At 40.7% G+C, this 24,349-nt stretch carries 19 protein-coding genes and 1 pseudogene; 9 read left to right on the top strand and 11 right to left on the bottom strand.

Annotated elements, in window-relative coordinates:
- Positions 1-30 precede the first annotated feature (30 nt).
- The 8 genes and pseudogenes from lysS to KO530_RS19835 form a co-directional block, all read right to left on the bottom strand.
- A complete protein-coding gene (gene lysS, locus KO530_RS19870) occupies positions 31-1,575 on the bottom strand; it encodes a lysine--tRNA ligase (RefSeq protein ID WP_216050193.1) in 1,545 nt (514 codons plus the stop codon).
- A gap of 44 nt (positions 1,576-1,619) precedes the next feature.
- A protein-coding gene (prfB, locus tag KO530_RS19865) for a peptide chain release factor 2 (protein ID WP_216050192.1) occupies positions 1,620-2,718 on the bottom strand; the annotation gives its coding sequence in 2 pieces (ribosomal slippage) (positions 1,620-2,642 and positions 2,644-2,718; 1,098 coding nt in all).
- A 187-nt stretch (positions 2,719-2,905) separates the two neighbouring features.
- Positions 2,906-4,642: an arginine--tRNA ligase gene (argS, locus tag KO530_RS19860; RefSeq protein ID WP_216050191.1), complete on the bottom strand. Its 1,737-nt coding sequence runs from the start codon at positions 4,640-4,642 to the stop codon at positions 2,906-2,908.
- Between the two features lie 34 nt (positions 4,643-4,676).
- Positions 4,677-6,263 carry a peptide chain release factor 3 gene (gene prfC / locus KO530_RS19855; RefSeq protein WP_216050190.1) on the bottom strand — a complete coding sequence of 529 codons (1,587 nt, stop codon included), beginning with the start codon at positions 6,261-6,263 and terminating at the stop codon, positions 4,677-4,679.
- 117 nt (positions 6,264-6,380) lie between these two features.
- Complete coding sequence (locus tag KO530_RS19850) at positions 6,381-6,986, bottom strand: mobile mystery protein B (RefSeq protein ID WP_216050189.1); 606 nt, start codon at positions 6,984-6,986, stop codon at positions 6,381-6,383.
- Positions 6,983-7,450, bottom strand: a complete 468-nt coding sequence (locus KO530_RS19845) for a mobile mystery protein A (RefSeq protein WP_216050188.1) — start codon at positions 7,448-7,450, stop codon at positions 6,983-6,985. The genes KO530_RS19850 and KO530_RS19845 overlap by 4 nt, the downstream gene beginning before the upstream one ends.
- Positions 7,451-7,698: 248 nt before the next feature.
- Positions 7,699-7,821 (bottom strand): annotated as a pseudogene (locus KO530_RS19840) (DNA polymerase III subunit epsilon); the annotation flags it as partial.
- Between the two features lie 131 nt (positions 7,822-7,952).
- Positions 7,953-8,990 carry a LacI family DNA-binding transcriptional regulator gene (locus tag KO530_RS19835; protein ID WP_216050187.1) on the bottom strand — a complete coding sequence of 346 codons (1,038 nt, stop codon included), beginning with the start codon at positions 8,988-8,990 and terminating at the stop codon, positions 7,953-7,955.
- Positions 8,991-9,199: 209 nt separating this feature from the next.
- On the opposite strand from KO530_RS19835, the gene KO530_RS19830 reads away from it, so the two are divergent.
- On the top strand, positions 9,200-10,810 hold the full coding sequence (locus KO530_RS19830) for a glycoside hydrolase family 43 protein (RefSeq protein WP_216050186.1): 1,611 nt from the start codon (positions 9,200-9,202) through the stop codon (positions 10,808-10,810).
- Between the two features lie 29 nt (positions 10,811-10,839).
- Here the strand turns inward: KO530_RS19830 and KO530_RS19825 are convergent, their stop codons facing one another.
- Positions 10,840-11,796 (bottom strand): Gfo/Idh/MocA family protein, encoded by a 957-nt coding sequence (locus tag KO530_RS19825; RefSeq protein ID WP_216050185.1) that lies wholly within the window; start codon positions 11,794-11,796, stop codon positions 10,840-10,842.
- Positions 11,797-11,960: 164 nt separating this feature from the next.
- Between KO530_RS19825 and xylB the strand changes: the two genes are divergently transcribed.
- The 7 genes from xylB to KO530_RS22055 all read left to right on the top strand — a co-directional run bounded on the left by xylB (position 11,961) and on the right by KO530_RS22055 (position 19,268).
- Complete coding sequence (gene xylB, locus KO530_RS19820; RefSeq protein ID WP_216050184.1) at positions 11,961-13,418, top strand: xylulokinase; 1,458 nt, start codon at positions 11,961-11,963, stop codon at positions 13,416-13,418.
- Between the two features lie 30 nt (positions 13,419-13,448).
- Positions 13,449-14,768, top strand: a complete 1,320-nt coding sequence (gene xylA, locus KO530_RS19815; RefSeq protein WP_216050183.1) for a xylose isomerase — start codon at positions 13,449-13,451, stop codon at positions 14,766-14,768.
- Positions 14,769-14,807: 39 nt separating this feature from the next.
- Positions 14,808-15,746, top strand: a complete 939-nt coding sequence (tal, locus tag KO530_RS19810; RefSeq protein ID WP_216050182.1) for a transaldolase — start codon at positions 14,808-14,810, stop codon at positions 15,744-15,746.
- 58 nt (positions 15,747-15,804) lie between these two features.
- On the top strand, positions 15,805-17,823 hold the full coding sequence (gene tkt, locus KO530_RS19805) for a transketolase (protein WP_216050181.1): 2,019 nt from the start codon (positions 15,805-15,807) through the stop codon (positions 17,821-17,823).
- Positions 17,824-17,901: 78 nt separating this feature from the next.
- Positions 17,902-18,285, top strand: coding sequence for a hypothetical protein (locus KO530_RS19800; RefSeq protein ID WP_216050180.1), 384 nt, complete (start codon positions 17,902-17,904; stop codon positions 18,283-18,285).
- A gap of 15 nt (positions 18,286-18,300) precedes the next feature.
- The gene (locus tag KO530_RS22060) at positions 18,301-18,630 is read left to right on the top strand and encodes a hypothetical protein (protein ID WP_252729374.1); all 330 of its coding nucleotides are present in this window, start codon (positions 18,301-18,303) and stop codon (positions 18,628-18,630) included.
- A gap of 152 nt (positions 18,631-18,782) precedes the next feature.
- The gene (locus tag KO530_RS22055; protein WP_354667887.1) at positions 18,783-19,268 is read left to right on the top strand and encodes a hypothetical protein; all 486 of its coding nucleotides are present in this window, start codon (positions 18,783-18,785) and stop codon (positions 19,266-19,268) included.
- Positions 19,269-19,326: 58 nt separating this feature from the next.
- Here the strand turns inward: KO530_RS22055 and KO530_RS19790 are convergent, their stop codons facing one another.
- Complete coding sequence (locus KO530_RS19790) at positions 19,327-20,478, bottom strand: endo-1,4-beta-xylanase (protein WP_216050179.1); 1,152 nt, start codon at positions 20,476-20,478, stop codon at positions 19,327-19,329.
- 382 nt (positions 20,479-20,860) lie between these two features.
- Here KO530_RS19790 and KO530_RS19785 point away from each other — a divergent pair, with 382 nt between their 5' ends.
- Positions 20,861-21,304: a cupin domain-containing protein gene (locus KO530_RS19785; RefSeq protein ID WP_216050178.1), complete on the top strand. Its 444-nt coding sequence runs from the start codon at positions 20,861-20,863 to the stop codon at positions 21,302-21,304.
- A gap of 179 nt (positions 21,305-21,483) precedes the next feature.
- Here the strand turns inward: KO530_RS19785 and KO530_RS19780 are convergent, their stop codons facing one another.
- Positions 21,484-23,700, bottom strand: coding sequence for an endo-1,4-beta-xylanase (locus KO530_RS19780; protein WP_216050177.1), 2,217 nt, complete (start codon positions 23,698-23,700; stop codon positions 21,484-21,486).
- Positions 23,701-24,349: the final 649 nt, after the last annotated feature.

Genomic DNA, 24,349 nt, shown 5'->3' with positions numbered 1-24,349 from the left:
ATAAGTCTCTATCTGATCCATACTTTAAACTTATTCCTGTGGAGCCTGAGGCTTCATATGCGGGAATAAAATAACGTCTTTAATAGTTGGACTATCAGTGAATAACATGACCAAGCGATCGATACCAATCCCTTCGCCAGCAGTAGGTGGAAGACCATACTCAAGTGCCGTAATGTAATCTTCATCAAAATGCATGGCTTCATCATCCCCAGCATCTTTTTCTTCTACTTGCTTTTTAAATCGTGCAGCTTGATCTTCAGAATCATTCAATTCCGAGAATCCATTGGCTAACTCACGTCCACCTACAAAAAACTCAAATCTATCGGTAACAAAGTGATTTTCATCGTTACGGCGAGCCAAAGGTGAAACTTCCCATGGATAGGCGGTGATAAAAGTAGGTTGGATTAATTTCTCTTCTGCGGTTGCTTCAAAGATTTCACACAAGTACTTACCCGCTCCCCAAATACCATCCACTTCAGGTTCTTTGATATTCAGCTGTTTCGCCATGGCTTTTAGTTCATCCAAATGATTTTCTGGATCTTTAATTGCCGCTTCATTGGCTTCAGGCCAATATTTTAAGACAGCGTCATTCATAGTCAGGCGTTCGAAAGGTTGACCGAAGTCATATTCGATCTCACTAATAACGTTGCCTTCAACGTCTTTTTCAGTACTTTTAATAATAGTGCTACCCAATACATCCTGCGCCAGAGTGCGCAACATGTCTTCGGTCAAATTCATCAAATCATGATAATCGGCATACGCCTGATAAAACTCAAGCATGGTGAATTCAGGATTGTGACGTGTCGATAAACCTTCATTACGGAAGTTTCTGTTAATTTCAAACACACGTTCAAAACCACCGACCACTAGACGCTTCAAATAAAGTTCAGGCGCAATACGTAGGTACATGTCAATATCGAGCGCATTATGATGAGTGACAAAAGGTTTCGCTGTAGCCCCACCAGGAATCACTTGAAGCATTGGCGTTTCGACTTCCATGTAATTTCTTTCAGTTAAGAAATTACGGATACCAGTAACAATTTTACTGCGGATCATGAAAGTATCACGAGTTTGCGTATTAGTGATCAGATCAACATAACGCTGACGATATTTGGTTTCTTGATCAGCCAAGCCGTGGAACTTTTCAGGCAATGGACGCAATGACTTTGTGAGCAACTGATATTCATCCATATTGACATACAAGTCGCCTTTACCAGATTTATGTAAGACGCCTTTTACACCAATAATGTCACCAATATCCAAGCTACCGTATCGGGCTTTAATATCTTTTTGGGTATCTTTGGCAGCGTAAGATTGAATACGCCCTTTCATGTCTTGTAATAATAAAAATGGACCACGTTTGGCGAGTATACGTCCAGCGATACTAACCACTTTACCCAAGTCAGCAAGGGCTTCTTTTTCGTGCTCTCCAAACTCGTTCTGTAAATCTTGGCTATAAAATTCACGTCTAAATGAATTTGGAAAACCATTAGAGCTGCATTCGCTCCGAATTTGTTCTAGTTTACTGCGGCGTTCCGCAATCAATTTGTTTTCATCTTGCTGAATGTCAGTCATCGACTTTCCTGAAAGTGTTTATATCTTTAAAAAGACTATGTTTGTTAAAGACCAGACTTTAAGCTGGCCTGAATAAATTTATCTAAGTCACCGTCTAACACGGCTTGGGTATTTCTGGTTTCAACACCTGTACGTAAATCTTTAATTCGCGAATCATCTAAAACATAAGAACGAATTTGACTACCCCAACCAATATCTGACTTACTGTCTTCCATGGCTTGCTTCTCATCATTCTGTTTTTGCATTTCGTATTCGTGAAGTTTCGCCTTCAGTTGTTTAAACGCCTGATCTTTATTTTTATGTTGTGAACGGTCATTCTGACATTGCACCACTATATTAGTGGGTAAATGAGTAATTCGCACCGCTGAATCTGTACGGTTAACGTGTTGTCCCCCCGCACCTGATGCACGATAAGTATCTATCCGCAAATCAGCAGGGTTGATATCAATTTCTATATCATCATTGATTTCAGGATAAACAAACGCGGATGCAAACGACGTATGTCGACGGTTACCCGAGTCAAATGGCGATTTTCTTACTAAGCGGTGTACACCTGTTTCAGTGCGTAACCAACCAAATGCATATTCACCAGCGAATCGAATAGTGGCACTTTTGATGCCTGCCACATCGCCATCGGAGACTTCAATTAACTCTGGTTTAAAACCGTGGGCTTCTCCCCAACGCAAATACATGCGCAGAATCATATTGGCCCAATCTTGGGCTTCGGTCCCACCAGATCCCGATTGAATATCAAGATAACAATCATTGCTATCGTTCGGTCCTGAGAACATGCGGCGAAACTCTAGTAATTCAAGTTTCTCAACAAGCTGATCTAGTTCAGCTTGAGCTTCATCGAAGGTTTCCTGATCTTCTGCTTCAACAGCTAATTCAAGTAAGCCTTCCACATCTTCCGTTCCTTGATCAAGTTTTTCAATAGTTTCAACAACTTGTTCTAAAGCAACTTTCTCTTTACCTAATGCTTGCGCACGCGCAGGTTCATTCCAAACATCAGGACTTTCTAGTTCGCGGCTAACTTCTTCTAAGCGTTCTTTCTTAAGATCGAAGTCAAAGATACCCCCGAAGCAAAGCATTACGTTCTCTAACGTCTGCTAGCAAATTTTGTATAGGATTGATTTCAAACATAAATCTTATATGAGTATTTTAAATTAGGGCGTGGATTCTACCGGATTTAGCGGCGTTTGGACAGATAGCAAACAGCATAAAGGCAGTATTAATCACACTGCCTTTAGCTAATCTTAAAACAATTCCTGTATTTTAAGCTAGAAGCTGAATGTATACCGCAGTTTTAGCAACCGGATATAACTTTTAGCTACATCTTCTCTAATGTACTAATACCCAGCAAATCCAGACCAGACTTAATGGTTTTTGCCGTTAAAGCAGAGAGCGCAATGCGACTATTTTTTTGCTCTTCAGTTACCCCATCTTTAAATATCGGGCAAGCTTCGTAGAAAGTCATAAAGTTGCTGGCCAAATCGTACAAGTAGCTACATAAAACGTGTGGCGTTGCTTCACTAGTAAGCAAGTTCAGCGCTTCAACATATTGCAATAATTTAACAGCTAGAGTGCGCTCTTGTGGACTTTGTAAATCAAAATTAGCCACAAAATTGCTGGTGTCGCCGGCTCCATCTTTAAATATTTTATTGGCTCGGGTGTAAGCATATTGAATGTAGGGCGCAGTGTTGCCTTCGAAACTTAACATTGAGTCCCAATTAAAAATATAATCAGTGGTTCTATTTTTACTCAAGTCTGCGTATTTAACTGCGCTAATACCAATTTTTTCAGCAATTTGTTGACGTTCTTGCTCACTGAAATCAGATTTTCTGGCCGCCATCAATTTCTCAGCACGCTCTACAGCTTCATCTAGCAAATCAGCTAGTTTTACGGTACTGCCACTGCGCGTTTTAAACGGTTTACCGTCTTGGCCTAACATCATGCCAAATGGACAATGTTCATAGGTTTGTTGTGCCGAAATAAAGCCTGCTTTTCGTGCCACAATTTCAGTCTGTTTAAAATGTAAAGCTTGACGTGCATCAGTAAAGATTAAGGTTCTATCTGCATGGAGCTTTTGACAGCGGTAGCGAATTGCAGCCTGATCGGTAGTTGAATACAAATACCCACCACCAGACTTTTGGATTATGTATACTGCCGGCTCGCCTTCTTTATTGGCTAATTCTTGAATGAATACAACTAACGCACCTTGGTCTTCTACAGCGATGCCTTTTTGTTTTAGTTCGTCAACGGTAGGCTTTAAATCATCGTTATAAGCGCTCTCACCCATAATATCTTTGCGAGTAAGGGAAACATTCAACTTGTTGTACACTTCTTCGCTATGCTTAATTGAGATATCGATAAAATCTTGCCACAACGACAAACAGTGAGCGTCGCCACCTTGCAGTTTCACTACGTATTGTCTAGCGCGATCGGCAAAGCCTTGCTCTTCGTCAAATCTAACTTTAGCTTCACGATAGAAATCTTCTAAGTCAGATAAAGCGGTTTCCGCTACTTGGTTAGCGGCAATTTTATCACTCAAATGGGCTAACAACATGCCAAACTGTGTACCCCAGTCCCCCATATGATTCTGACGAATAACGTTATGCCCCATAAATTCGAGGGCTTTTACAACAGCATCACCTATGATTGTGCTGCGAAGATGGCCGACATGCATTTCTTTGGCGAGATTAGGAGAAGAATAGTCAATCACTACGGTTTTCGCTTCTTGCTTTTCAACCCCTAAACGCTCATCGCTAAACGCAGTTTGTAATTGTGTTGCTAACCATTGCGGGTTCAAATGAATATTGATAAAACCCGGACCGGCAATTTCCAATTTTTCAGCGATATCATCTAACTCAACGGCATCCACAATTTTTGCTGCGATATCTCTAGGCTTCTGTTTTAATAACTTTGCCAACGCCATAGCGCCATTGAATTGGTATTCACCGAACTCTGGGCGCGTGCTTTTTGCCAGAGGCGCAGGGGCGTTTTCGGGAGCACCTATGGCGACTAAAGCGGCTTTAAAACGGTCTAACAAGACAGTATGTAAATTCATAATTTAAACTTAATTTCTTAGTAATTTATAAGTATTAGTGTTCACGAGTAGTATGAAATTCGATTTCAGGATAGCGTTCGCGAGACAAATTCAAATTCACCATAGTAGGAGCGATATATGTCAGGTTGTCGCCACCATCTAGGGCTAAATTGATTTCTGCTTTACGCCTAAATTCATCCAGCTTTTTAGCATCTTTACTGTAAACCCAACGGGCTGTACTGACATTTACATGCTCATATAATGCGTCTACATTATATTCGGCTTTTAAACGCGCCACGACCACATCAAATTGCAAAACCCCAACAGCACCTACAATTAGATCATTGTTCACTAATGGTCTAAATACCTGCACAGCGCCCTCTTCGGATAATTGAATTAGGCCCTTTTGTAGCTGTTTCTGCTTCAATGGATCTTTTAAGCGAATGCGTTTAAATAACTCTGGTGCGAAATTAGGAATACCCGCAAACCGAAATTTTTCACCCCAGGTAAAAGTATCACCAATTTGAATCGAACCGTGATTATGTAACCCGATAATATCACCAGCGTAGGCTTCTTCTAGCAATGCGCGATCACCGGCCAAGAATGTAAGCGCATCAGATATACGTACATCTTTGCCAATTCGAGTTTGATGCATTTTCATGCCTTTTTCGTATTTACCAGAAACAATGCGACAAAATGCAATACGATCTCGATGTTTAGGATCCATATTGGCTTGAATTTTAAACACAAAACCACTGAATTTATTTTGCTCAGAGGGTACAAGTCCATTATTAGACTCCCTGCCCTGGGGTTTGGGCGCCCATTCAACCAACCCATCCAACATATGATCAACACCAAAATTACCTAGAGCTGTACCAAAATAAACCGGTGTCAGTTCGCCATCTAAAAACTCTTGCATATCAAATTCATGTGAAGCGCCTTTTACTAAATCCAACATTTCACGTAGTTCTTCTGCATAACTACCAATGGCTTCGTCTAACAACGGATTATCAATACCTTTGATAATCCGTTCTTCTTGGATAGTGTGACCCATTCCCGTTTGGTAAAGAATGGTTTCATCTCTAAGCAAGTGGTAGACACCTTTGAATTCTTTGCCCATGCCTATTGGCCAAGTAATAGGTGCGCATTTAATTTTCATTACATCTTCGATTTCGTCTAACAGGTCGATAGGATCGCGTGTATCCCTATCCAACTTATTTACAAACGTAATGATTGGGGTATCACGTAAACGCGTTACCTCCATAAGTTTGATAGTTCTTGCTTCAACACCTTTGGCTGCATCTATAACCATCAAGCAAGAATCTACAGCCGTCAGAGTTCGGTAAGTATCTTCTGAGAAGTCTTCGTGCCCAGGCGTATCCAACAAATTTACCAAATGCTCTTTATACGGAAATTGCATCACTGAAGTAGTAACGGAGATACCCCGCTCTTTTTCCATTTCCATCCAATCAGACTTAGCGTGCTGACCGGATTTTTTGCCTTTGACGGTTCCTGCTTTTTGCAAAGCATTTCCAAACAAAAGCACTTTTTCAGTGATCGTGGTTTTACCCGCATCCGGGTGCGAGATGATAGCGAAAGTTCTTCGCTTATTGATTTCATTGATAAAATTGCTACCACTCATACCCAAAAAACCCTTATATACACCTAAATTTACACACGTTATTCCCCCTCAATATCTTGCTAGAAGGTGGCTTGTGATCTGGAGGTTGATAGTTATTTATCAAGATCCAGCATTTTTTCAAGCGCCGACAAACTTAAGTAATGGACTGAACTCATGCCCATCGGCGGCTCGAAGCGCTGCAATATATTCATTGCGGCGTTCATTCATGGCTTCCAGCCTGTAATTACCCGCCCAATCAATGGCAGGCTCATTTAATAGTTTAGTTAATATCGCATCAGCCATGATTCGGGCATGACGACCGTTACCATTAGGGAACGGATGGATATAGACCAATTTATGATGAAACCTTGCGGCCAGTTCTTTGGGCTCATAGGATCCATGTTCGATCCAATATTTTGCATCATCCAATAATTGTCTTAACTGAACGGCCACCTGAATCGGGTCAACACCAATATTTTTTTCAACACGGCGGAACGTACCCGCCCAAAACCAAACGCTATCAAATAACTTTCTGTGTAGTTCACAAACAAAAGCTTCCGATAATACATCAGGCTTTTTCTGCTTGGCCAACCATTTGATACCGTCTGTGATACCGGCTTGTTCCAGTTGGTCAAGCTCACCTCTGGTCGAAACATGCTTAAAACGAAGGCCTGCAAGCTCATCTGGATCTAGAGGCGTCGCGCCTTCTGGGTATTCCCCAAATTTGGAATGATCATCGCTCATTCATCATTCCAAAAATCTGACGGCATCTTATCAATGATTTGTGCTGCAATTCGTTCAATCTCGAATTCAAGTTGTTCTTTGTTCAGTGACTGTGCTTCCAGCGCCATATGTGTAGAGGCTGCTTTTACCTGCAACCGAGCTTTCCTCTTTGCCCGTTGCTGGATGATTGCCTCTACATCTTCATTTGGCACGACCGCATATACAAACTTACAATCCATAGCCTCTGCCATGCTTTGCATTGTCTTCAATGTTACACTACCTGAAGGTTCGTCATGTTCTGCTTTTGACACTCTAGCCTTGGTAACACCAAGCCGCTTTGCCAATTGAGTACCTGACATGCCTAGTGCCGTTCTAACGGTTCTTAGCCATCCTTCTTGTGGATGTATAGAGAAGTCACCAAACTGTTTTACAGCTTGGTTAACTTTATCTCGATATTGCTTAGCAACTATCTTCTCTATACTCATTGTCGACCTTTATGTTTACGATGACGATATTTCAGTCAACATATTTATATACCAGCCACCCACCAAAGTCAACTTAAATGTATACTTCGACCACCAATTTGTATACATATATATTTACCACAAATCCACAATAGTAAACATATACATTGACAATTTTTTTAAATTCCGTTGTTTTTACGGCGGATTTTGCCGTAAAAACCAAAACCGCTCTGTGGTTTTCAAATATGCAAGGCTTACCTTATAAAAAGCTAAAGCGCTTTAAATCGATTGCGGGCATCTTTGTAGTCATAGTGGGCATGTTCTGAGCCACGATGGTACAAATCATCTAGGTAAGTTTGCTCCTGAGGTAACTCGTCTTCGCTGATTTCGCGCTACTAATGGTTACGACAAAAAAACACACTAATAACAGCACATTGTCTTTGTCGTTTATAAGTATCCATATTGTGTGTTGTTGTTATTTTATATAGATTTTGCAGCTCAAAACTTTGCACATATTTCTCTTTCAATTGTTGTTTATTGAGCTGGATTCTCTTTCTATTAGTTCAAAATCTAAAATATGTCTTAAATCTAAGCTTTTTACATTACTTAAGTCGTTATACTGCCCAGATGCGAGCAGAGTAATAGACAGCTCAGCCATTTCGTTAATGGGCTGTTTTACTGTAGAGATATTTGGCCATACAACGGTTGCAAGTTGTGTATCATCAAAACCAACGACCGAAAGTTCATCAGGAATATTAATACCTTGCTTTTGTGCAATTGAAATAACAGCTGCTGCCATATCATCATTCGCTGCAAAAATAGCGGTAGGCTTATCGTCTAGTGAAAGTAACTTCACCGCTGCTTCCATACCCGATTGATAGGTAAAACTGCCCTGTTCTATATACTCTGGTGGCGTAATTATTTGGTTAGAGCGCAGCGCATCTAAATAACCTTGATAACGTAAACGGCTCACACCTTGTTTAGCGTCGCCAATAATGTGTGCTATTTTGCTATGTCCTTGATTTATTAAGTGTTCTGTCACATCAAATGCAGCTTGATAATCATCCATGCATATATAAGGAGAACGATTTAATTTAGTATCCGGGGTTATTCTTATAAACGGAACCTTTGCTTTTGTGAGTACATCTAAAACCGCTTCATTATCGCACATAGGTGGCAGTAAAATCATGCCATCAACTTGAGTTACATCAATAAGTTGCTTGACCGACTCAATGGTTTTATTAATCTCAGCATGGGCTTCGTCAACCACAAGGTGATAACCTAAAGTTCGGCATTTTTTTAATGCTGCTAACAAAAATTGGCTAATATAAGTATCACTTGGGTTGTCGTATAAAAGCCCTAAAAAGAAAGATTTAGTACTTGCAAGTCGTCTTGCTGACACATTTGGCCGATAATTTAATTGCTCAACAACAGCCATTACTTTTTCGCGGGTTTTAACGCTTACTTTTTTGTCTTGATTGAGCACGCGCGAAACTGTCATCATTGATACACCAGCCTGCTCGGCTACATCTTGAATTCTTGCTCTTTTATGATCAGCCATGTTTACTATTACCTATTCACAATCATTTGATTGTTATATTTAACTTTCTTAATTTTCCATTATACCTAATTGCAAAGCTTGAACCTGTTTACAGCATTCTTGAAATGATTACTTATTGACAAAGTCCAATACTACACCGAAAATGTTAGCGCTAACAATAAAATAATACTATTGAGACTTAATAAATAAAAACTTAAAAGGTCGATACCATGAGCATGTTGCAAAACCCAATACTAAGAGGCTTTAACCCAGATCCCAACATTGTCAGAGTTAATGACGACTATTACATTGCTACCTCAACATTTGAATGGTTTGGTGGTGTGCAAATTCATCACTCTACCGATTTAGTAAATTGGCGAATTATAGGCCAAGCGCTTAATTCGATTGAGCAACTCGACATGCGCGGAGTACCCGACTCATGCGGCGTGTGGGCACCACAACTTAGCTATACTAATGGCCGATTTTATTTAGTGTATACCAATGTAAAAAGTTTTGATGGTCCGTGGAAAGACACCCCTAATTACTTTGTATCAACCGACGATATAACCGGCAAATGGTCTCAGGCTACTTACTTAAACTCAAGTGGTTTTGATCCATCTATTTTTCATGATGATGACGGCAAAAGCTATTTATTAAACATGCTGGTTGATCACCGCAGCAACGCATTTTTTGGTGGTATAGTTATGCAAGAGCTTTGTTTAGAAACGAATAAATTAGTTGGCGACGTTAAGCTCATTTTTGCCGGCACAGAGCTTGGCTGTACCGAAGGTCCGCACATTTTAAAACGCGATGATTACTACTATTTGATCACTGCTGAAGGCGGCACCGGGTACGAGCACTGTATTAGCGTGGCGCGTTCTAAAAACGTATTTGGCCCATACGACGTACATCCGCATAACCCAGTTATCACAGCAGTTAATGAGCCTAGTAATCCGCTACAAAAATGTGGCCATGGCGACTTTTTTCAAACACAGAACGGTGATTGGTACACGGTATTTTTAACCTCAAGACCGCTGTCTGAGCGCGGTCGCTGTATTACAGGTCGTGAAACAGGGATTGAGCAAATAATTTGGAATGACGATGGTTGGCCCACCGCAAAACACGCAAACAAAGCCCCTAGGTTGCAGGTACCTGTTGAAGGCTTAACACTAAATCCACAGCCTCAACCTAGTAGACATATTGATTTTAGCAAAAATGAGCTTACTGTTGATTTTCAATCATTGCGCATACCCATGTGCAAGAGTTGGGTATATAAAAATGCCCAAAAATCATCGCTCACTCTAGTGGGAAAAGAATCTCTAAGCTCATTACACCAGCAAAGTTTTATTGCTCGACGTGTGCAGGCTCATCATACAATTAGCACAACGCATGTTGATTTTATGCCGACAAGTTTTCAGCAAATGGCGGGGTTGGCGTGTTATTACAACACCGCACATTACTACTATTTGCATATCTGTGGCGGCGATGTGGGCGATGAAACCTCACCGCGTTATTTAAATATAATAAGCTGCGATAAATATCAAACAAGCACACCGATTGCGCCGCTTAAACTAAACACTGATGGACCTATATATTTAAAAGCTGATTTTAATGGGGCGCAACTGCAGTTTTACTATGCCATTGAGGAAAATTGCTGGATAAAATTTGGCCCTACGCTCGATGGCAGTATTTTATCTGACGATTACGTACAGCAATCACCGCAAGGGTATCGCCCCTGCTTTACAGGGGCATTTGTAGGAATGGCATGCCAAGATTTATCGGGGCAAAATAAAGAAGCACACTTTTCATTTTTCAATTATGACGAACCTAGCGGCGAATAAATCACCGCCAGTTCAGTCTAATGACTTATTTAGAACAACGCTTTAATGCGTTCCATTTGCGATTGTAAAAGTAAACTTTGAGAGTGACTCATAATATCACTCTCTCGTTTATTTTCACTCAGTAAGCGCCCAACTTCTTGGGCTTCAAAGCTATAACCTTGGGACTGCCTGCCATCTTCAAAATGCTCAATTAAATCATCAAGCTCATACAATGAGCACTCGTAAGCTCTAAACGCATCGGGTATTTTTATATAGCCTTTATCGCCAATAATATACGCGCTATTTCCTAACCGGCATTGAAATGACGTTGCTAAGCTCACCATTACATCACCACAATTGGCGGTAATAAGTACATCATCTTCCACGCCTTTGTATCGAATATTCGCTCTTACGTGCAAATTTTCAAGGTCGCTATTTAAAAAGTAATTGGCAATCGCGAGCGGGTAAATTCCCATATCAAGTAAGCACCCGCCAGCTAATTCAGGATTATATTCACGCCCGTCGGGATTAAAAGGGACAGGGTAACCAAAGTCAGCTTTTACATGCTTAATCGTGCCAATCCTCCCTTGCTCTACCCATTGTTTTGCTTTTTGCATTGCAGGTAAAAAGTACGTCCACATGGCTTCCATTAAAAATACGTCGTGCTTTTTAGCCAATATAGACAGCTGCTTACACTCATCAACCGAAACCGTAATGGGCTTCTCGCACAATACATGTTTGCCTGCCTTAATGGCATCACTGGCATTTTCGAAATGAAAGTTATGTGGTGTCGCAATGTAAACTACATCAACATCTTTATCGTCAAATAACGTCTGATATCCTTCATAAGCATGTGTTGCCCCATACTTACTAGCAAATGCATTTGCATCATTCCCACTTCTTGCGGCAACGGCATACGCAACTCCGCTGTTGGTATGTGCTAAGTCTTCACAAAATTGTGAAGCAATTCGACCGCAGCCAATAATACCCCAGTTTATTTTTTTCATACTGTTTCCTTATGATCTTAAAAAGAAATTTAAGTTAACCTTAATAATCACACAACCATTGAAAATAAATTGTTATCGCCAGTTTAAAAAACCAGCTTGACTTAACAATACCAAATCATTAATGTTAGCGCTAACAATACAACAACATTTGAGTATAACAATTTATGTTCCTTGGTATCGATTTAGGCACTTCGGGTGTAAAAGTAATTATTTTAGACGAGCAAGACCGTTTACTTGCTCAAGCGAGCGGATCTTTGAGCGTTTCACGCCCTGCACCACTATTTTCTGAGCAAAATCCTGCGGATTGGTGGCTTGCTACATGCACCGCTATTGAGGAGCTCAAAAATACTCACTCTGCACTACTACAATCCGTAAAAGCGATTGGGCTTTCTGGTCAAATGCATGGCGCTACGTTACTTGATAAAGACAATAAAGTTATCCGCCCTGCCATTCTATGGAACGACGGACGCAGTGCATCACAATGCTTAGAACTTGAAAAACGCGAACCCAACTCTCGAAGCATTACTGGCAACATTGCAATGCCAGGTTTTACTGCGCCTAAATTGGTGTGGTTAAAAGAGTATGAGCCTGAAAACTTTGCAAAAGTCGCTAAAGTATTACTGCCAAAAGACTATCTACGCTTTTTAATGACTGGCGATTTTGCATCAGATATGTCTGACTCTGCAGGAACACTGTGGCTAGATGTTGAAAAAAGAGCATGGTCAGAAAAAATGCTTACTGCAACCGGCTTAACCGAACAACACATGCCTACTCTTTTTGAAGGCACAGAAATTACCGGCACGTTAACAGCTGACGTTGCGGCTAAATGGGGCATGCAACAAGTGCCTGTGATTGCCGGTGGTGGCGATAATGCTGCGGGTGCGGCGGGTGTAGGTGTTATTACGCCAAATAAAGCATTTCTATCATTAGGTACTTCGGGCGTTTACTTTGTCGCCAACGAAAGATATCTGCCTAACCCAGAGGGCGCAGTACATACTTTTTGCCATTGCATTGCAAACACTTGGCACCAAATGTCAGTGGTGTTAAGCGCAGCAAGCTGTTTAACCTGGGTAACTAAATTAACCAATTTTGAAAGCGAAAGCGCACTGCTTGAACAAGTTAGCAAATGTGACTTTAGCAAACCAAGTTCAGTGATATTTTTACCATATTTAGCAGGCGAGCGTACCCCCCATAATAACCCTGAAGCTAAAGGCGTGTTTTTTGGTTTAGACAGTGATACCGATGCCGCCGTCCTTGGCCGTGCAGTTTTAGAAGGCGTCGCTTTTGCCTTTGCCGATGGCCAGCAAGTACTGCTTGATGCTGGCGCACAAATTGATGATGTCACTGTCATCGGAGGTGGTGCGAAGAGCCCTCTATGGGGAAAAATCATCGCAAGCGTACTAAACCGTCCGCTAATTTACCGAGAAAGCTCAGAAGTTGGCCCAGCATTTGGCGCTGCGAGACTTGCTCGAATAGGGGTAGAACAAATCCCTGCACAACAAGTATGTGTAAATGGAAAAGTAACGAAAACCATCGAGCCAGATACAGTTATGCAAGATTTTTACACACAGCAATACAAAACATACAAAGCACTTTATCAAAGTGTAAAAGCATATTTTTAATACAATAATTTAAGATTAATGGAGCACATTATGAGCGAGCAATTTTTTACTAACGTTGAAAAAATAAAATTTGAGGGTGAAAACTCTAAAAACCCATTTGCATTTCGTTATTACGACGAAAACAAAGTCGTTCTTGGCAAAACAATGAAAGAACATTTACGTTTTGCAGCCTGTTACTGGCATAACTTTTGTTCTACGGGATTTGATATTTTTGGTGAAGGTACGTTCGATCGTCCTTGGATCCAACCTGTGGGCAATCAACTTGAACTTGCAGAACAAAAAGTAAAAGTAGCCTTTGAATTTTATGAAAAACTAGGCGTACCTTACTTTTGTTTTCATGATGTTGATATTGCCCCTGAAGGTGCAACATTGCAAGAAAGCCACGATAACGTAACGCACATAGCAAACATTATTGAAAAAGAAATGCAACGTACCGGTGTAAAACTACTTTGGGGTACTGCTAACTTATTCTCAAACAAGCGTTTTTGTGCTGGTGGAGCAACTAACCCAAACCCAGACACTTATGCATACGCAGCAGCGCAGGTGAAACATGCTATGGAAGTTACCCATCGTTTAGGCGGTGAAAACTATGTACTTTGGGGGGGGCGTGAAGGTTACGATACGCTACTAAATACAGATCTTGCACAAGAAAGCGAACAGTACGCACGCTTCTTAAAAATGGTTGTTGAGCACAAGAAAAAAATTGGTTTTAAAGGCACATTACTAATTGAACCAAAACCACAAGAACCAACTAAGCATCAGTACGATTACGATACTGCAACAGTTGCAGGATTTTTATATAAGCACGGATTACAAGACGAAATTAAAGTAAACATTGAAGCGAACCATGCAACACTCGCAGGTCATAGTTTCCACCACGAAATTGCAGTTGCATGTGCCGAAGGCATTATGGGTAGCATTGATGCTAACCGTGGCGACATGCAAAACGGTTGGGATACAGACCAATTCCCTAATGATGTAGCAGAATGTACGCTCGTTATGTACGAAATTTTAAAAATAGGTGGTTTAACGACCGGTGGCTTTAACTTTGATACTAAGCTACGTCGTCAATCATGTGAACGCGATGACTTATTTATTGGTCACATTGGCGGTATGGATACGATGGCTAAAGCATTACTCAATGCAGCAGCTATGCTTGAAGGTGGCGAACTCATTGATTTTGTTGAAAAACGCTACGCAGGTTGGAAAGACGACCTAGGTCAAAGCATTCTTAAAGGCGAACAGTCACTAGATAGCCTTGCCGCGCTAGTACACGAAAAAAATATCGATCCTAAGCAAGTTTCTGGTCGTCAGGAACTACTTGAGAATATTGTTAACCGCTACGTTTAAGGACATCGCCTTGGCTTTAAAGCCAAGGCGTACATCATTATGAATTTGTTAGAACAACTCAAAAAAGTAACCACAGTCGTTGCCGACAGTGGTGATGTAGAGTCAATCAAAGCCTTACAACCAGTTGACGCCACAACTAACCCATCATTAATTTTACAAGCTGCAAAATTACCTCAGTATAAACATTTAATTGATGATGCAATTAAAAAAGCTGGCAATGACGTTGACGCAATTTGCGACCAACTAATTGTTAATTTCGGTTGTGAAATATTAAAAGTGATACCAGGGCGTATATCAAGTGAAGTAGATGCGCGTTTATCCTTTGATACCCAAGCTAGTATAGCCAAAGGGCGTAAACTCATTTCGCTTTACGAGCATGCCGGTATTTCAAAAGACCGCGTTCTTATTAAGCTTGCTTCAACATGGGAAGGTATTAAAGCCGCTGAGGAACTAGAAAAAGAAGGTATTAAGTGTAACTTAACGCTGCTTTTTTCTATGGCTCAGGCAATCGCCTGTGCACAAGCAAATGTAACGCTTATATCACCGTTTGTTGGTCGTATTCTTGATTGGTATAAAGCCCATGAAAACAAAAACTACACCCCAAACGAAGATCCCGGTGTGCAATCGGTTACGGGTATTTATCAGTACTACAAAAAATACGATTATAAAACCGTGGTAATGGGCGCAAGCTTTAGAAACATTGAAGAAATAATCGAACTTGCTGGCTGCGATTTACTGACTATATCGCCAGCACTGTTAAATAGTTTACAAAGCCAAGAAGGTGAACTGGTTACTAAGCTTGACGCTGCAAACATTACAAAAGCACCGCGAAGTGAAATAACCGAGCTTACCCATCAGCAGTTTTTATGGCAGCACAACGAAGATGCTATGGCCAGTGAAAAGCTCGGTGAAGGTATTCGTAACTTTGCTAAAGACCAGCGTATTTTAGCTAAGTTGGTTGAAGACTTACTAAACTAAATCCCTATAAGCCTGCCCAATTACGCGCAGGCTTTTTTAATGATATTTAAGGTAATATATGACTCAGCTTTCTTCTCGTGCCCCCTTTGCAAATGCCATTCGCGCACTCAGCATGGATGCGGTCCAGCAAGCAAACTCAGGGCATCCGGGCGCACCGATGGGTATGGCCGATATAGCCGAAGTACTGTGGAACGACTTTTTAAACCACAATCCAAACGATCCAAATTGGCCAAACCGAGACCGCTTTGTACTCAGTAACGGTCACGGATCTATGCTTATTTATTCTTTATTGCATTTAAGTGGGTACGAACTACCACTAAGCGAGCTTAAACAATTTAGGCAAATGCATTCAAAAACCCCAGGTCACCCTGAATACGGTTATACCCCAGGTGTTGAAACAACAACAGGCCCGCTTGGCGCAGGTGTATCAAATGCAGTGGGCATGGCTATTGCCGAAAAAGCCCTCGCCGCACAATTTAACAAAGAGAGTTTTGATATAGTAGATCATTACACTTACTGTTTTATGGGCGATGGCTGTTTAATGGAAGGCATATCGCACGAAGCATGTTCGCTTGCAGGCACATTAGGCCTAGGTAAACTTATTGCCTTTTGGGATGATAATGGCATATCCATCGACGGTCACGTAGAAGGCTGGTTTACCGACGATACAGCGAAACGCTTTGATGCTTATGGCTGGCATGTAATAACAGATATTGACGGACACGACCCTGAGCAAATAGCTAACGCCATTTCACAAGCTAAACAAGTAAGCGATAAACCCACCCTACTTTGTTGTAAAACTGTGATTGGTTATGGCTCACCAAATAAATCAGGCTCGCACGATTGCCATGGCTCGCCACTGGGTAATGATGAAATAGCGGCTGCGCGCAAATTTTTAAATCTACCACGTGAAGCATTTAGTATCAGCGATGATATTTACGCCCATTGGGACGCAAAAAAAAGCGGTGATGAAAAACAACAGCAATGGCAGCAACTGTTTAGCGATTACGCCAGCCGCTACCCTGAGCTTGCCAAAGAATTTGAGCGCCGCGTTATTAAACGTACTCTGCCTGAAAACTTTGAAGACATTGCAAATAACTATATTGCACAATGCAATAAAGACGCGGCCAACATTGCCACCCGTAAAGCATCGCAAAACACTATTGAAGCCTTTGCCCCGTATTTACCAGAGTTACTGGGTGGCTCTGCCGATTTAGCCGGTTCTAACTTAACACTTTGGTCTGGCTCTAAAGGCATAAGCGCAGATGACGCCAGCGGTAATTACCTGTTTTATGGTGTGCGCGAATTTGGTATGAGCGGCATTATGAATGGCATATCTCTGCACTCTGGCTTTATTAATTACGGTGCAACATTTTTAATGTTTATGGAATATGCCCGTAACGCAGTAAGAATGTCGGCACTCATGGGTATTCAAAATATATTTGTGTATACTCATGACTCGATTGGCCAAGGTGAAGACGGTCCAACTCACCAACCTATTGAGCAACTAGCCAATCTGCGTATGACGCCAAACCTTGTAACATGGCGCCCATGTGATGCGGTAGAAACCGCCGTTTCGTGGAAAAACGCAATACAAAATCAGCAACAACCTACAGCACTTATTTTTAGTCGCCAAGGGCTAAACCACCAGCCACGTACAGCTCAGCAAATTAACGACATAGAAAAAGGCGGCTATATACTTAGCGATAGTAGTAAAGCGCCTGAGCTTATTTTAATTGCAACGGGATCTGAGGTTGATTTAGCAATACAAGCCGCAAAAGAGCTCACAACTCAAGGTGTTGCAGTACGTGTAGTTTCAATGCCAAGCACGACCTTGTTTGATCAGCAATCAGATGATTACAAGCAAAGTGTATTACCAAATTCGGTAGTAAACCGCATTGCAATTGAAACATCACACCAAGATTTCTGGTTTAAATATGTTGGCTTACAAGGCAAAGTGATTGGTATGAGCACCTTTGGTGAGTCGGCGCCAGGTAACGTGTTATTAGCGCACTTTGGCTTTACCACCCAAAATGTAGTGAGTACCGCGCAGGCGTTAATAAAAGCCAACACTTAATAACAAATTTTGTCCAATTAATGCGCTAAGCCTCCCAAAACTCGGCGCATTTTCATAGTTAAATAACAAAGGTGAATTATGAAATACTTACTATTAATTATGCTCTTTAGTGCTAGTACTAGTTTTAATACATGGGCAAATGACACCCAAAATGATGAATTAATGCTAACGATTTTTTTAAAGCACGACCAATCAAAAAACCTCCCTGAAATAAAACAAATACTCAACGACGCTAACTTTTACAAACACTTCCCGCCAGAGGGCGCAACGGTAGAATCTTGGAAAGTAATGATGGGCATAGGGCAAGTAGTGACATTACGTTTCCCAGCAGCGCTATTACCAAAAGTAAACTTATCAATAGAACGTTATGGTTGGAAAGCCTACAGCACTGAGTTTTATCCAACATACGACCTTTACCCAATCGTAAAAGAAGAAATAAAAAAGGCCAGAATGAATAATTAGAAAAAAGTGAAAACCATGACAACTTCAATTGTTCAATACACACTAAGTAATGAGGCAAACGACACTATTTCTATTATTAACTACGGTGCCCGGCTTACCAGCTGGGTTACCCATGTTGATAATAAAAAGCGCAATATCATACTTGGCTACGCTAATATTAATGACTATTTGAGCGATCCGTTTTACTTGGGTTCTGTAGCCGGGCCTTATGCAAACAGATTAAGTAACGCTCAAATACACATTGATAATATAGCCTATGCGCTTAATAAAAACGAAGGCACCAACCAACTCCATGGTGGTGACAAAGCATTAAGCGACTTATTTTGGCAACTCGATTACCATTAAAAAGATGCGCTAAGTTTAAGTATTACCCTACCCAATGGTTACAACGGCTACCCCGGTAAAACCACATTTAATGTGCTATATCGTTTTACAACCAATAGCAAAAATCAAAGTAACCTTGAAATTAAATTTACGATTACCAGTAATAAAAAACTATTGCGGGGCCTACATCGCACCCGTATTTTAATTTAAATGGCATTAATAACTGTGCTCAAGGCCATACGTTAAAACTGGCAGCAGCGCATTATACGCCTGTCGATGCACAGTCCATTCCTACAGGCTCAGTAACGCCGGTTGATAATGCGCCTTTTGACTACACAAGTGCGCGCATACTCAATAAAGCCGATAAAATTGATCACAACTTTGTGAGCGAACAAACACTCAACCTACAAACCATAAATCAACATGCAGAGCTTACTAGCCCCGACAATAAACTAATGCTTAACGTGCTCTCTAATTACCCTGCTATTCAGGTGTATACAGGGCATCATTTAAAAGATACTTTTAATGCCTTTGACGGTATTTGCCTTGAGCCACAGTTTTGCCCCGACAGCCCTAATAATCCACATTTCCCATTTACCTTTTTAGCCCCAGAACCCCCTCTGCAAACACATATTAATTATTGTTTAACAACACTATAAAACCAAAAAAGGATCGCTATTTAGCGATCCTTTACGGGAGATGAAATTTTATTTGCGATTATAAATCGTTTACAAAGCTTTTCAGTTTTAACTCTCGGTCGATTAATAATGGGTAATCTGTGCGTCCTTGCATTGGCCAATCATTACGCCAAGTGCGTGCATCGCTTACGCCCCAAAATGTCACGCGGCTTATTTTATCGCCATGTTTTTTGAGGATTGCAAACACCTCTTTGTAGCGCTTGCCCAACTGCTTATTTACCTCAGAAGGCAAACCATCAGGGTATGGATTAAAACGCTCTTGCAGGGCAATATCTAACGAAATATCAGCCCCTTGTTCTTCACTTTCTGGGAACGGCAATACCGAAATATCAAGTTCTGTGATCATCACATCAATCCCTGTTGCAGCGTACGCGACAATAGAATCTTCCATTAACGAAAGTTCAGGGTTATCTAACGAATAATGTGCTTGCATTCCAATACCATCTATTTGAATGCCTTTGCTTTGCAAGTTTTTAATAAGCGCTAATGCGCCAGCTCTTTTTTCTGGCTTATACAAGTTGTAATCGTTGTAATATAGCTTGGCATTAGGCGCAGCCTGCTTGGCATATGTAAATGCGTATTCTATAAAGTCATCACCTATAATGGTGCTCCATTTAGACTCGCGCAGCGTGCCGTCTTCGTTAAGGGCTTCGTTTACAACGTCCCAGGCAAAAATGCGGTCCCTATAGCGCCCTGCGACTGTAAAAATGTGGTCTTGCATACGTTTAAGTAATGCTTCCCGAGTAAGCGGCTCGCCTTGTTCATCCTCAAAAACCCAATCTGGTGTTTGTGAATGCCACACTAATGTATGTCCAACTAACTCTTGGTTATTCTCTTGTGCATATTCAACTAAGGCATCAGGGGCTTCAAAATCATACACATCAGGCTGTGGATGAATGCGCTCCCACTTCATTGAGTTTTCAGGAGTAAATGTATTAAATTGCGCCTTTGCCACATTTAAATCATCAGGCAATACACCCAAAATTTGATCACGACTAATGGCAGTACCTATTTTAAAGTGATCTTTAAATCGAGCCTTGAGTGTTGATTGCTCTGGAGCTTTTTCAACAATGGGGGTTGTTGCAGCATTCTGCTCTGTAGAGTTATTACAGCCGAGTGTAAAACTCGACACTCCAAATAAAATAGCGATAGTCAGTTTATTTTTGTGCATGTTGTACCTGTTTTCTATTTTTATGTTGCAAAAGTAAATTTAGCACCTAATTGTCAATCAGACCATTACTTTTAAACAAAAATATTTACGAAATTTTGCTATTCAAATGCACAATTTTAGATATAGTCCTTTTGACAACAATTATTTATTAAAATAGACTGAACAATCAATGCCTCCAGTTAGTTTGTTGATCAGAAAAGACATATATGAAAAACAACAATAAAGCTGTCATTAATCATTAGCGCATTTATCGTCTCATTGATATTTAGTCTTTATATCCGTGCAGAGCAAACCAGCATCCGCGTTACACCACTAAATTCGACCGATAACGACTGGGTATACCGAATAAAACTAAGCAGTAAATATAACAAGGATAATCACCATGAATCATTCAACAGTTAAACATATAGTAAACGACGTATTGCTGACATCCGTTGCTGCATTTAGTCTTGCATTACCCGTGAGTGCTACAGATAACCCCACGCAACTAACATCAGCGATTGTGAGTCAAAAAGAAGCGCACATCACTCACTACGAAGGCGCTGATTTTCATACTTACTTTTATGGGGATACGCCACTCACTAAGGGCGCTATTACCGGTGTTGCCGTTATTAAACCCCATAACGAAATACACCCCGCTCACCAGCATCCTGATGAAGAATATTTAATGATTATCGAAGGCTCAGGCACTTGGACACTCAATGGAAAAAGCCAACCAGCTAAAGCTGGAGATATTTTATTTGCAGCCCCTAATGACATGCACGGCATTTATAACGACGGCGATATACCGCTTAAATTTGTAGTCGTGAGATATCAAGCTAAGTAAATTTCGGTCGCTTTTAACTGAAATAGATCAAGAGAGTTATGTGCGAAGAGATTAAGTAACACTTCGCTTTAGAAGAAAAATAGCCTGATCTCATATCAGGCTTTTTTATACAAAAAAATAGCCTGCATAAAACAATACAGACTATTTAATCTGGGTTTAATAACTTTTATTTAGCTTAATTACTCTTCTATCAATGTTACCGATACATCATCTACATAAAAGTCTGCAGTGAGTTCATTTGATTCAATATAGAGTAAGGCTACGCTTTCTTCGGTTGTGTACGAATGAGTATAAGTGCCTGTTAGCTGTACCCAGTCACCGGCGGCAACAGTTGTCACAGGCGTTAGCTCAAGGTACTCGGTGCTAGCGTGAGCTATTTCTAGCGTTAATTTGATTCCTGGCGACACTGTAGCACTGTCATCAGATAACTTGACCCAGGCAGAGACTTTATACATTTCACCTGCTGTGAATAAGCCTTTTACATCTTTTTGAATTCCGTTCCATGTTTCTGTTCTCCCTTGCACTAAAGCACTATTATTGCCACTATGCGCCTGTGTTGTTGCGAGCGTAATATTGGCACTGCCTCGAGTTTGCCATGACGTAAGTCCGGCTTCAAAGTCACCATTGGTTAATTTATTTTCAGCCACTGGAGCGTCTACGACTTCAATTAGCTCTTCTAACGCATCTGCAACACCTTGTAATGCTGGCTTTGCCGTGTAATCATTAAAGAATAACAGCGGCCATTCGGTAGTCGGGGCTGGCCAGTTTTGTAACCAGCTATCTCCATCAATTACGCCCCAAAAAGTAATACCACCGCGCTGATCTACAGGCACTGTTTCCAGATATGTTTTAACAACATCGTAGTAATACCGCTTTTGTTCATCAGCCCTTTCACTACTTAGGTAAGTTAAGGGCGTCCCACCTTCGTTGTTCATACGAACGTCTAGTTCGGTGATTTTTACTTTGATTTTAGGGCGAATATCAACCACTTTTTGTAGCTGAGCTTGAATTGTTGCAATGTCTGGGCTATTGAGTGAAATATGAGATTGAAAACCTACACCATCAATAGGTACGCCATGAGCGTGAAAATCGTTAACCATCGCTATAACAGCATCTAATTTATCAGCATTCCAAATAAGGTTGTAATCGTTGTAGTATAAATCAGCATCGGGATCGGCTGCTCTTGCGGCTTTAAATGCTAACGGCAAAAATTCAGCGCCTATATTTTCAAACCATACAGATTCATCGGCACTATCATTCGTGGTTTTTTCACCACGGTATTTGCCATTTTCCATAAAGGCTTCGTTAACTACATCCCAACTAACAACGGTATCGTTTTCACCTGCCTCTTCAAAGTGGGTGGCGACTTGTGTTATATGCTCTTCCATCATAGTCACCCAATCGTCTCTATCACCTTCGAAGCTTTGCATCCAAGGTGCTATTTGTGAATGCCAAATAAACACATGACCGTGTACAGTGAGTGCATTATCTTTCGCATAGTTAACAAGTTCATCAGCATCATCATAAAAAAACTCGCCTTGCACTGGTTGCATATAAGTAGGCTTCATAATGTTTTCAGCAGATAACTGATTAAAATGCTGTTCAATGATAGTTTTTACTTCTGGTCTGTCTATTATACTGTTATCAAATCCACCGGCAGGAACGGCTGCCCCCAAGTTAAAGCCAGGAGCGATTGCTTTTAAGCTTTGTGCGGTAACCGGGCTATATTGAACCTCAGGTATTTCTTCAGCAGGCACATCCTCTAAAACAAAGCCGGAAAATTCGTCAATATAAATCGGTTTATTGATGTTCTCTGTTTTCGAAAAATGGATCGCTAACCTAATTAAAGAATCAGCTTCTGCCGTGCTTGCTGTCAATGTGATTTTTTGCCACTCACCAGTGAGTGTTTCCTTTACTAAACTGCGTTGACCATATGCAGGCGCGGGGGTTTGCACCCAAAAATCGGCACTGGTACCCTTTTCACCTTTGACCCAAACACTAAACTCATAGTTTGTACCACCAGTGACAAGAATATCTTCATAGGCTATTTCAATACCCCAAGGATTATCCCCTAATGCACTAACAACAACCTCAACAGCTTTTGTGCCTTTATAGCTGTTTAGCCCTTGTTCCGATTCGATTACTTCAATAGTAGAAGCCGCGTTTGGCTCTTGGTCTGGTCTGAATACCCAATTTCCTAGCGGAGACGTTTCACCAGCGGTGTCTTCCTCAAAGCCGCCATTGGCTATTTCTACTGCTACAAGTTCTGGTGTTTCAGGCACTTCGACTATAGGAGTTTCCGCTTCAGAGTCTTCCATGCTGTTATCATCTCCGCATGCCACTAATAGCAACAATAAAGTTGCAAGCCCAGTGTAACAAATGATCGATTTCTTCATTTTTTATTCCTTATACTAAAGCAATAAATGAGTTGTTTTTATCAAGGTGCAATAGTCGTCATGTAAATTCAGCGGTTATAAAAGGCTATTTTTATCGCATTACACACTAGTTTTATTCATTATGACTACAACTTAATTAGATAAAATACAGCTATTTATTCTTCTTTTTATAACATCTCTTATAAAAACAGCGTCTCTCAATAAAAAACAAAAGGGACTATTTTTTTATTGAGATACTTATAGTTAAGGCTAAAATTAAATTATTTTTATCCTTACATTTTAAATGTAAATATAAAGTTATAAATTTAACTTAAAACCAACACTGTTATAGTCTATTTAACAATAACCATCAAGATCAAAATTTGACCTATTTGTATAATCAGCATCGTGGAGTAGTAATGAAAGAATACTTTGATCGCGGCTGCTTAAGCTTGTTTGCCCTCATAAAATGAGGCATATTTAAAAGCTGTTAATATCTAATGCAATGAGATAATTATTAATTTTATCTGGATGAAATTCCCCAAACACATCGAGTAGGGTGAGGCTTTTACCTAATCCAGCTTTCAGAACTGCGTAAGTATACAAATGAAATGTAATTAAAAACGAACAGCCCTGATATCTAAATAAAAACTATGCTAGAACTCATCCA

Source organism: Aliiglaciecola lipolytica (assembly GCF_018860635.1).
Classification (GTDB): Bacteria; Pseudomonadota; Gammaproteobacteria; order Enterobacterales; family Alteromonadaceae; genus Aliiglaciecola; species Aliiglaciecola lipolytica_A.
Note: the sequence above shows the minus strand (reverse complement) of the source record. Positions and strands in the feature narration are given on the sequence as shown.

What these genes read in the sequence shown, in the direction of transcription:
- lysS (WP_216050193.1), bottom strand. Translation starts at nt 1,575, where the DNA reads ATGACTGACATTCAGCAAGATGAAAACAAATTGATTGCGGAACGCCGC.
- argS (WP_216050191.1), bottom strand. Translation starts at nt 4,642, where the DNA reads ATGAATTTACATACTGTCTTGTTAGACCGTTTTAAAGCCGCTTTAGTC.
- prfC (WP_216050190.1), bottom strand. Translation starts at nt 6,263, where the DNA reads ATGAGTGGTAGCAATTTTATCAATGAAATCAATAAGCGAAGAACTTTC.
- KO530_RS19850 (WP_216050189.1), bottom strand. Translation starts at nt 6,986, where the DNA reads ATGAGCGATGATCATTCCAAATTTGGGGAATACCCAGAAGGCGCGACG.
- KO530_RS19845 (WP_216050188.1), bottom strand. Translation starts at nt 7,450, where the DNA reads ATGAGTATAGAGAAGATAGTTGCTAAGCAATATCGAGATAAAGTTAAC.
- KO530_RS19835 (WP_216050187.1), bottom strand. Translation starts at nt 8,990, where the DNA reads ATGGCTGATCATAAAAGAGCAAGAATTCAAGATGTAGCCGAGCAGGCT.
- KO530_RS19830 (WP_216050186.1), top strand. Translation starts at nt 9,200, where the DNA reads ATGAGCATGTTGCAAAACCCAATACTAAGAGGCTTTAACCCAGATCCC.
- KO530_RS19825 (WP_216050185.1), bottom strand. Translation starts at nt 11,796, where the DNA reads ATGAAAAAAATAAACTGGGGTATTATTGGCTGCGGTCGAATTGCTTCA.
- xylB (WP_216050184.1), top strand. Translation starts at nt 11,961, where the DNA reads ATGTTCCTTGGTATCGATTTAGGCACTTCGGGTGTAAAAGTAATTATT.
- xylA (WP_216050183.1), top strand. Translation starts at nt 13,449, where the DNA reads ATGAGCGAGCAATTTTTTACTAACGTTGAAAAAATAAAATTTGAGGGT.
- tal (WP_216050182.1), top strand. Translation starts at nt 14,808, where the DNA reads ATGAATTTGTTAGAACAACTCAAAAAAGTAACCACAGTCGTTGCCGAC.
- tkt (WP_216050181.1), top strand. Translation starts at nt 15,805, where the DNA reads ATGACTCAGCTTTCTTCTCGTGCCCCCTTTGCAAATGCCATTCGCGCA.
- KO530_RS19800 (WP_216050180.1), top strand. Translation starts at nt 17,902, where the DNA reads ATGAAATACTTACTATTAATTATGCTCTTTAGTGCTAGTACTAGTTTT.
- KO530_RS22060 (WP_252729374.1), top strand. Translation starts at nt 18,301, where the DNA reads ATGACAACTTCAATTGTTCAATACACACTAAGTAATGAGGCAAACGAC.
- KO530_RS19790 (WP_216050179.1), bottom strand. Translation starts at nt 20,478, where the DNA reads ATGCACAAAAATAAACTGACTATCGCTATTTTATTTGGAGTGTCGAGT.
- KO530_RS19785 (WP_216050178.1), top strand. Translation starts at nt 20,861, where the DNA reads ATGAATCATTCAACAGTTAAACATATAGTAAACGACGTATTGCTGACA.
- KO530_RS19780 (WP_216050177.1), bottom strand. Translation starts at nt 23,700, where the DNA reads ATGAAGAAATCGATCATTTGTTACACTGGGCTTGCAACTTTATTGTTG.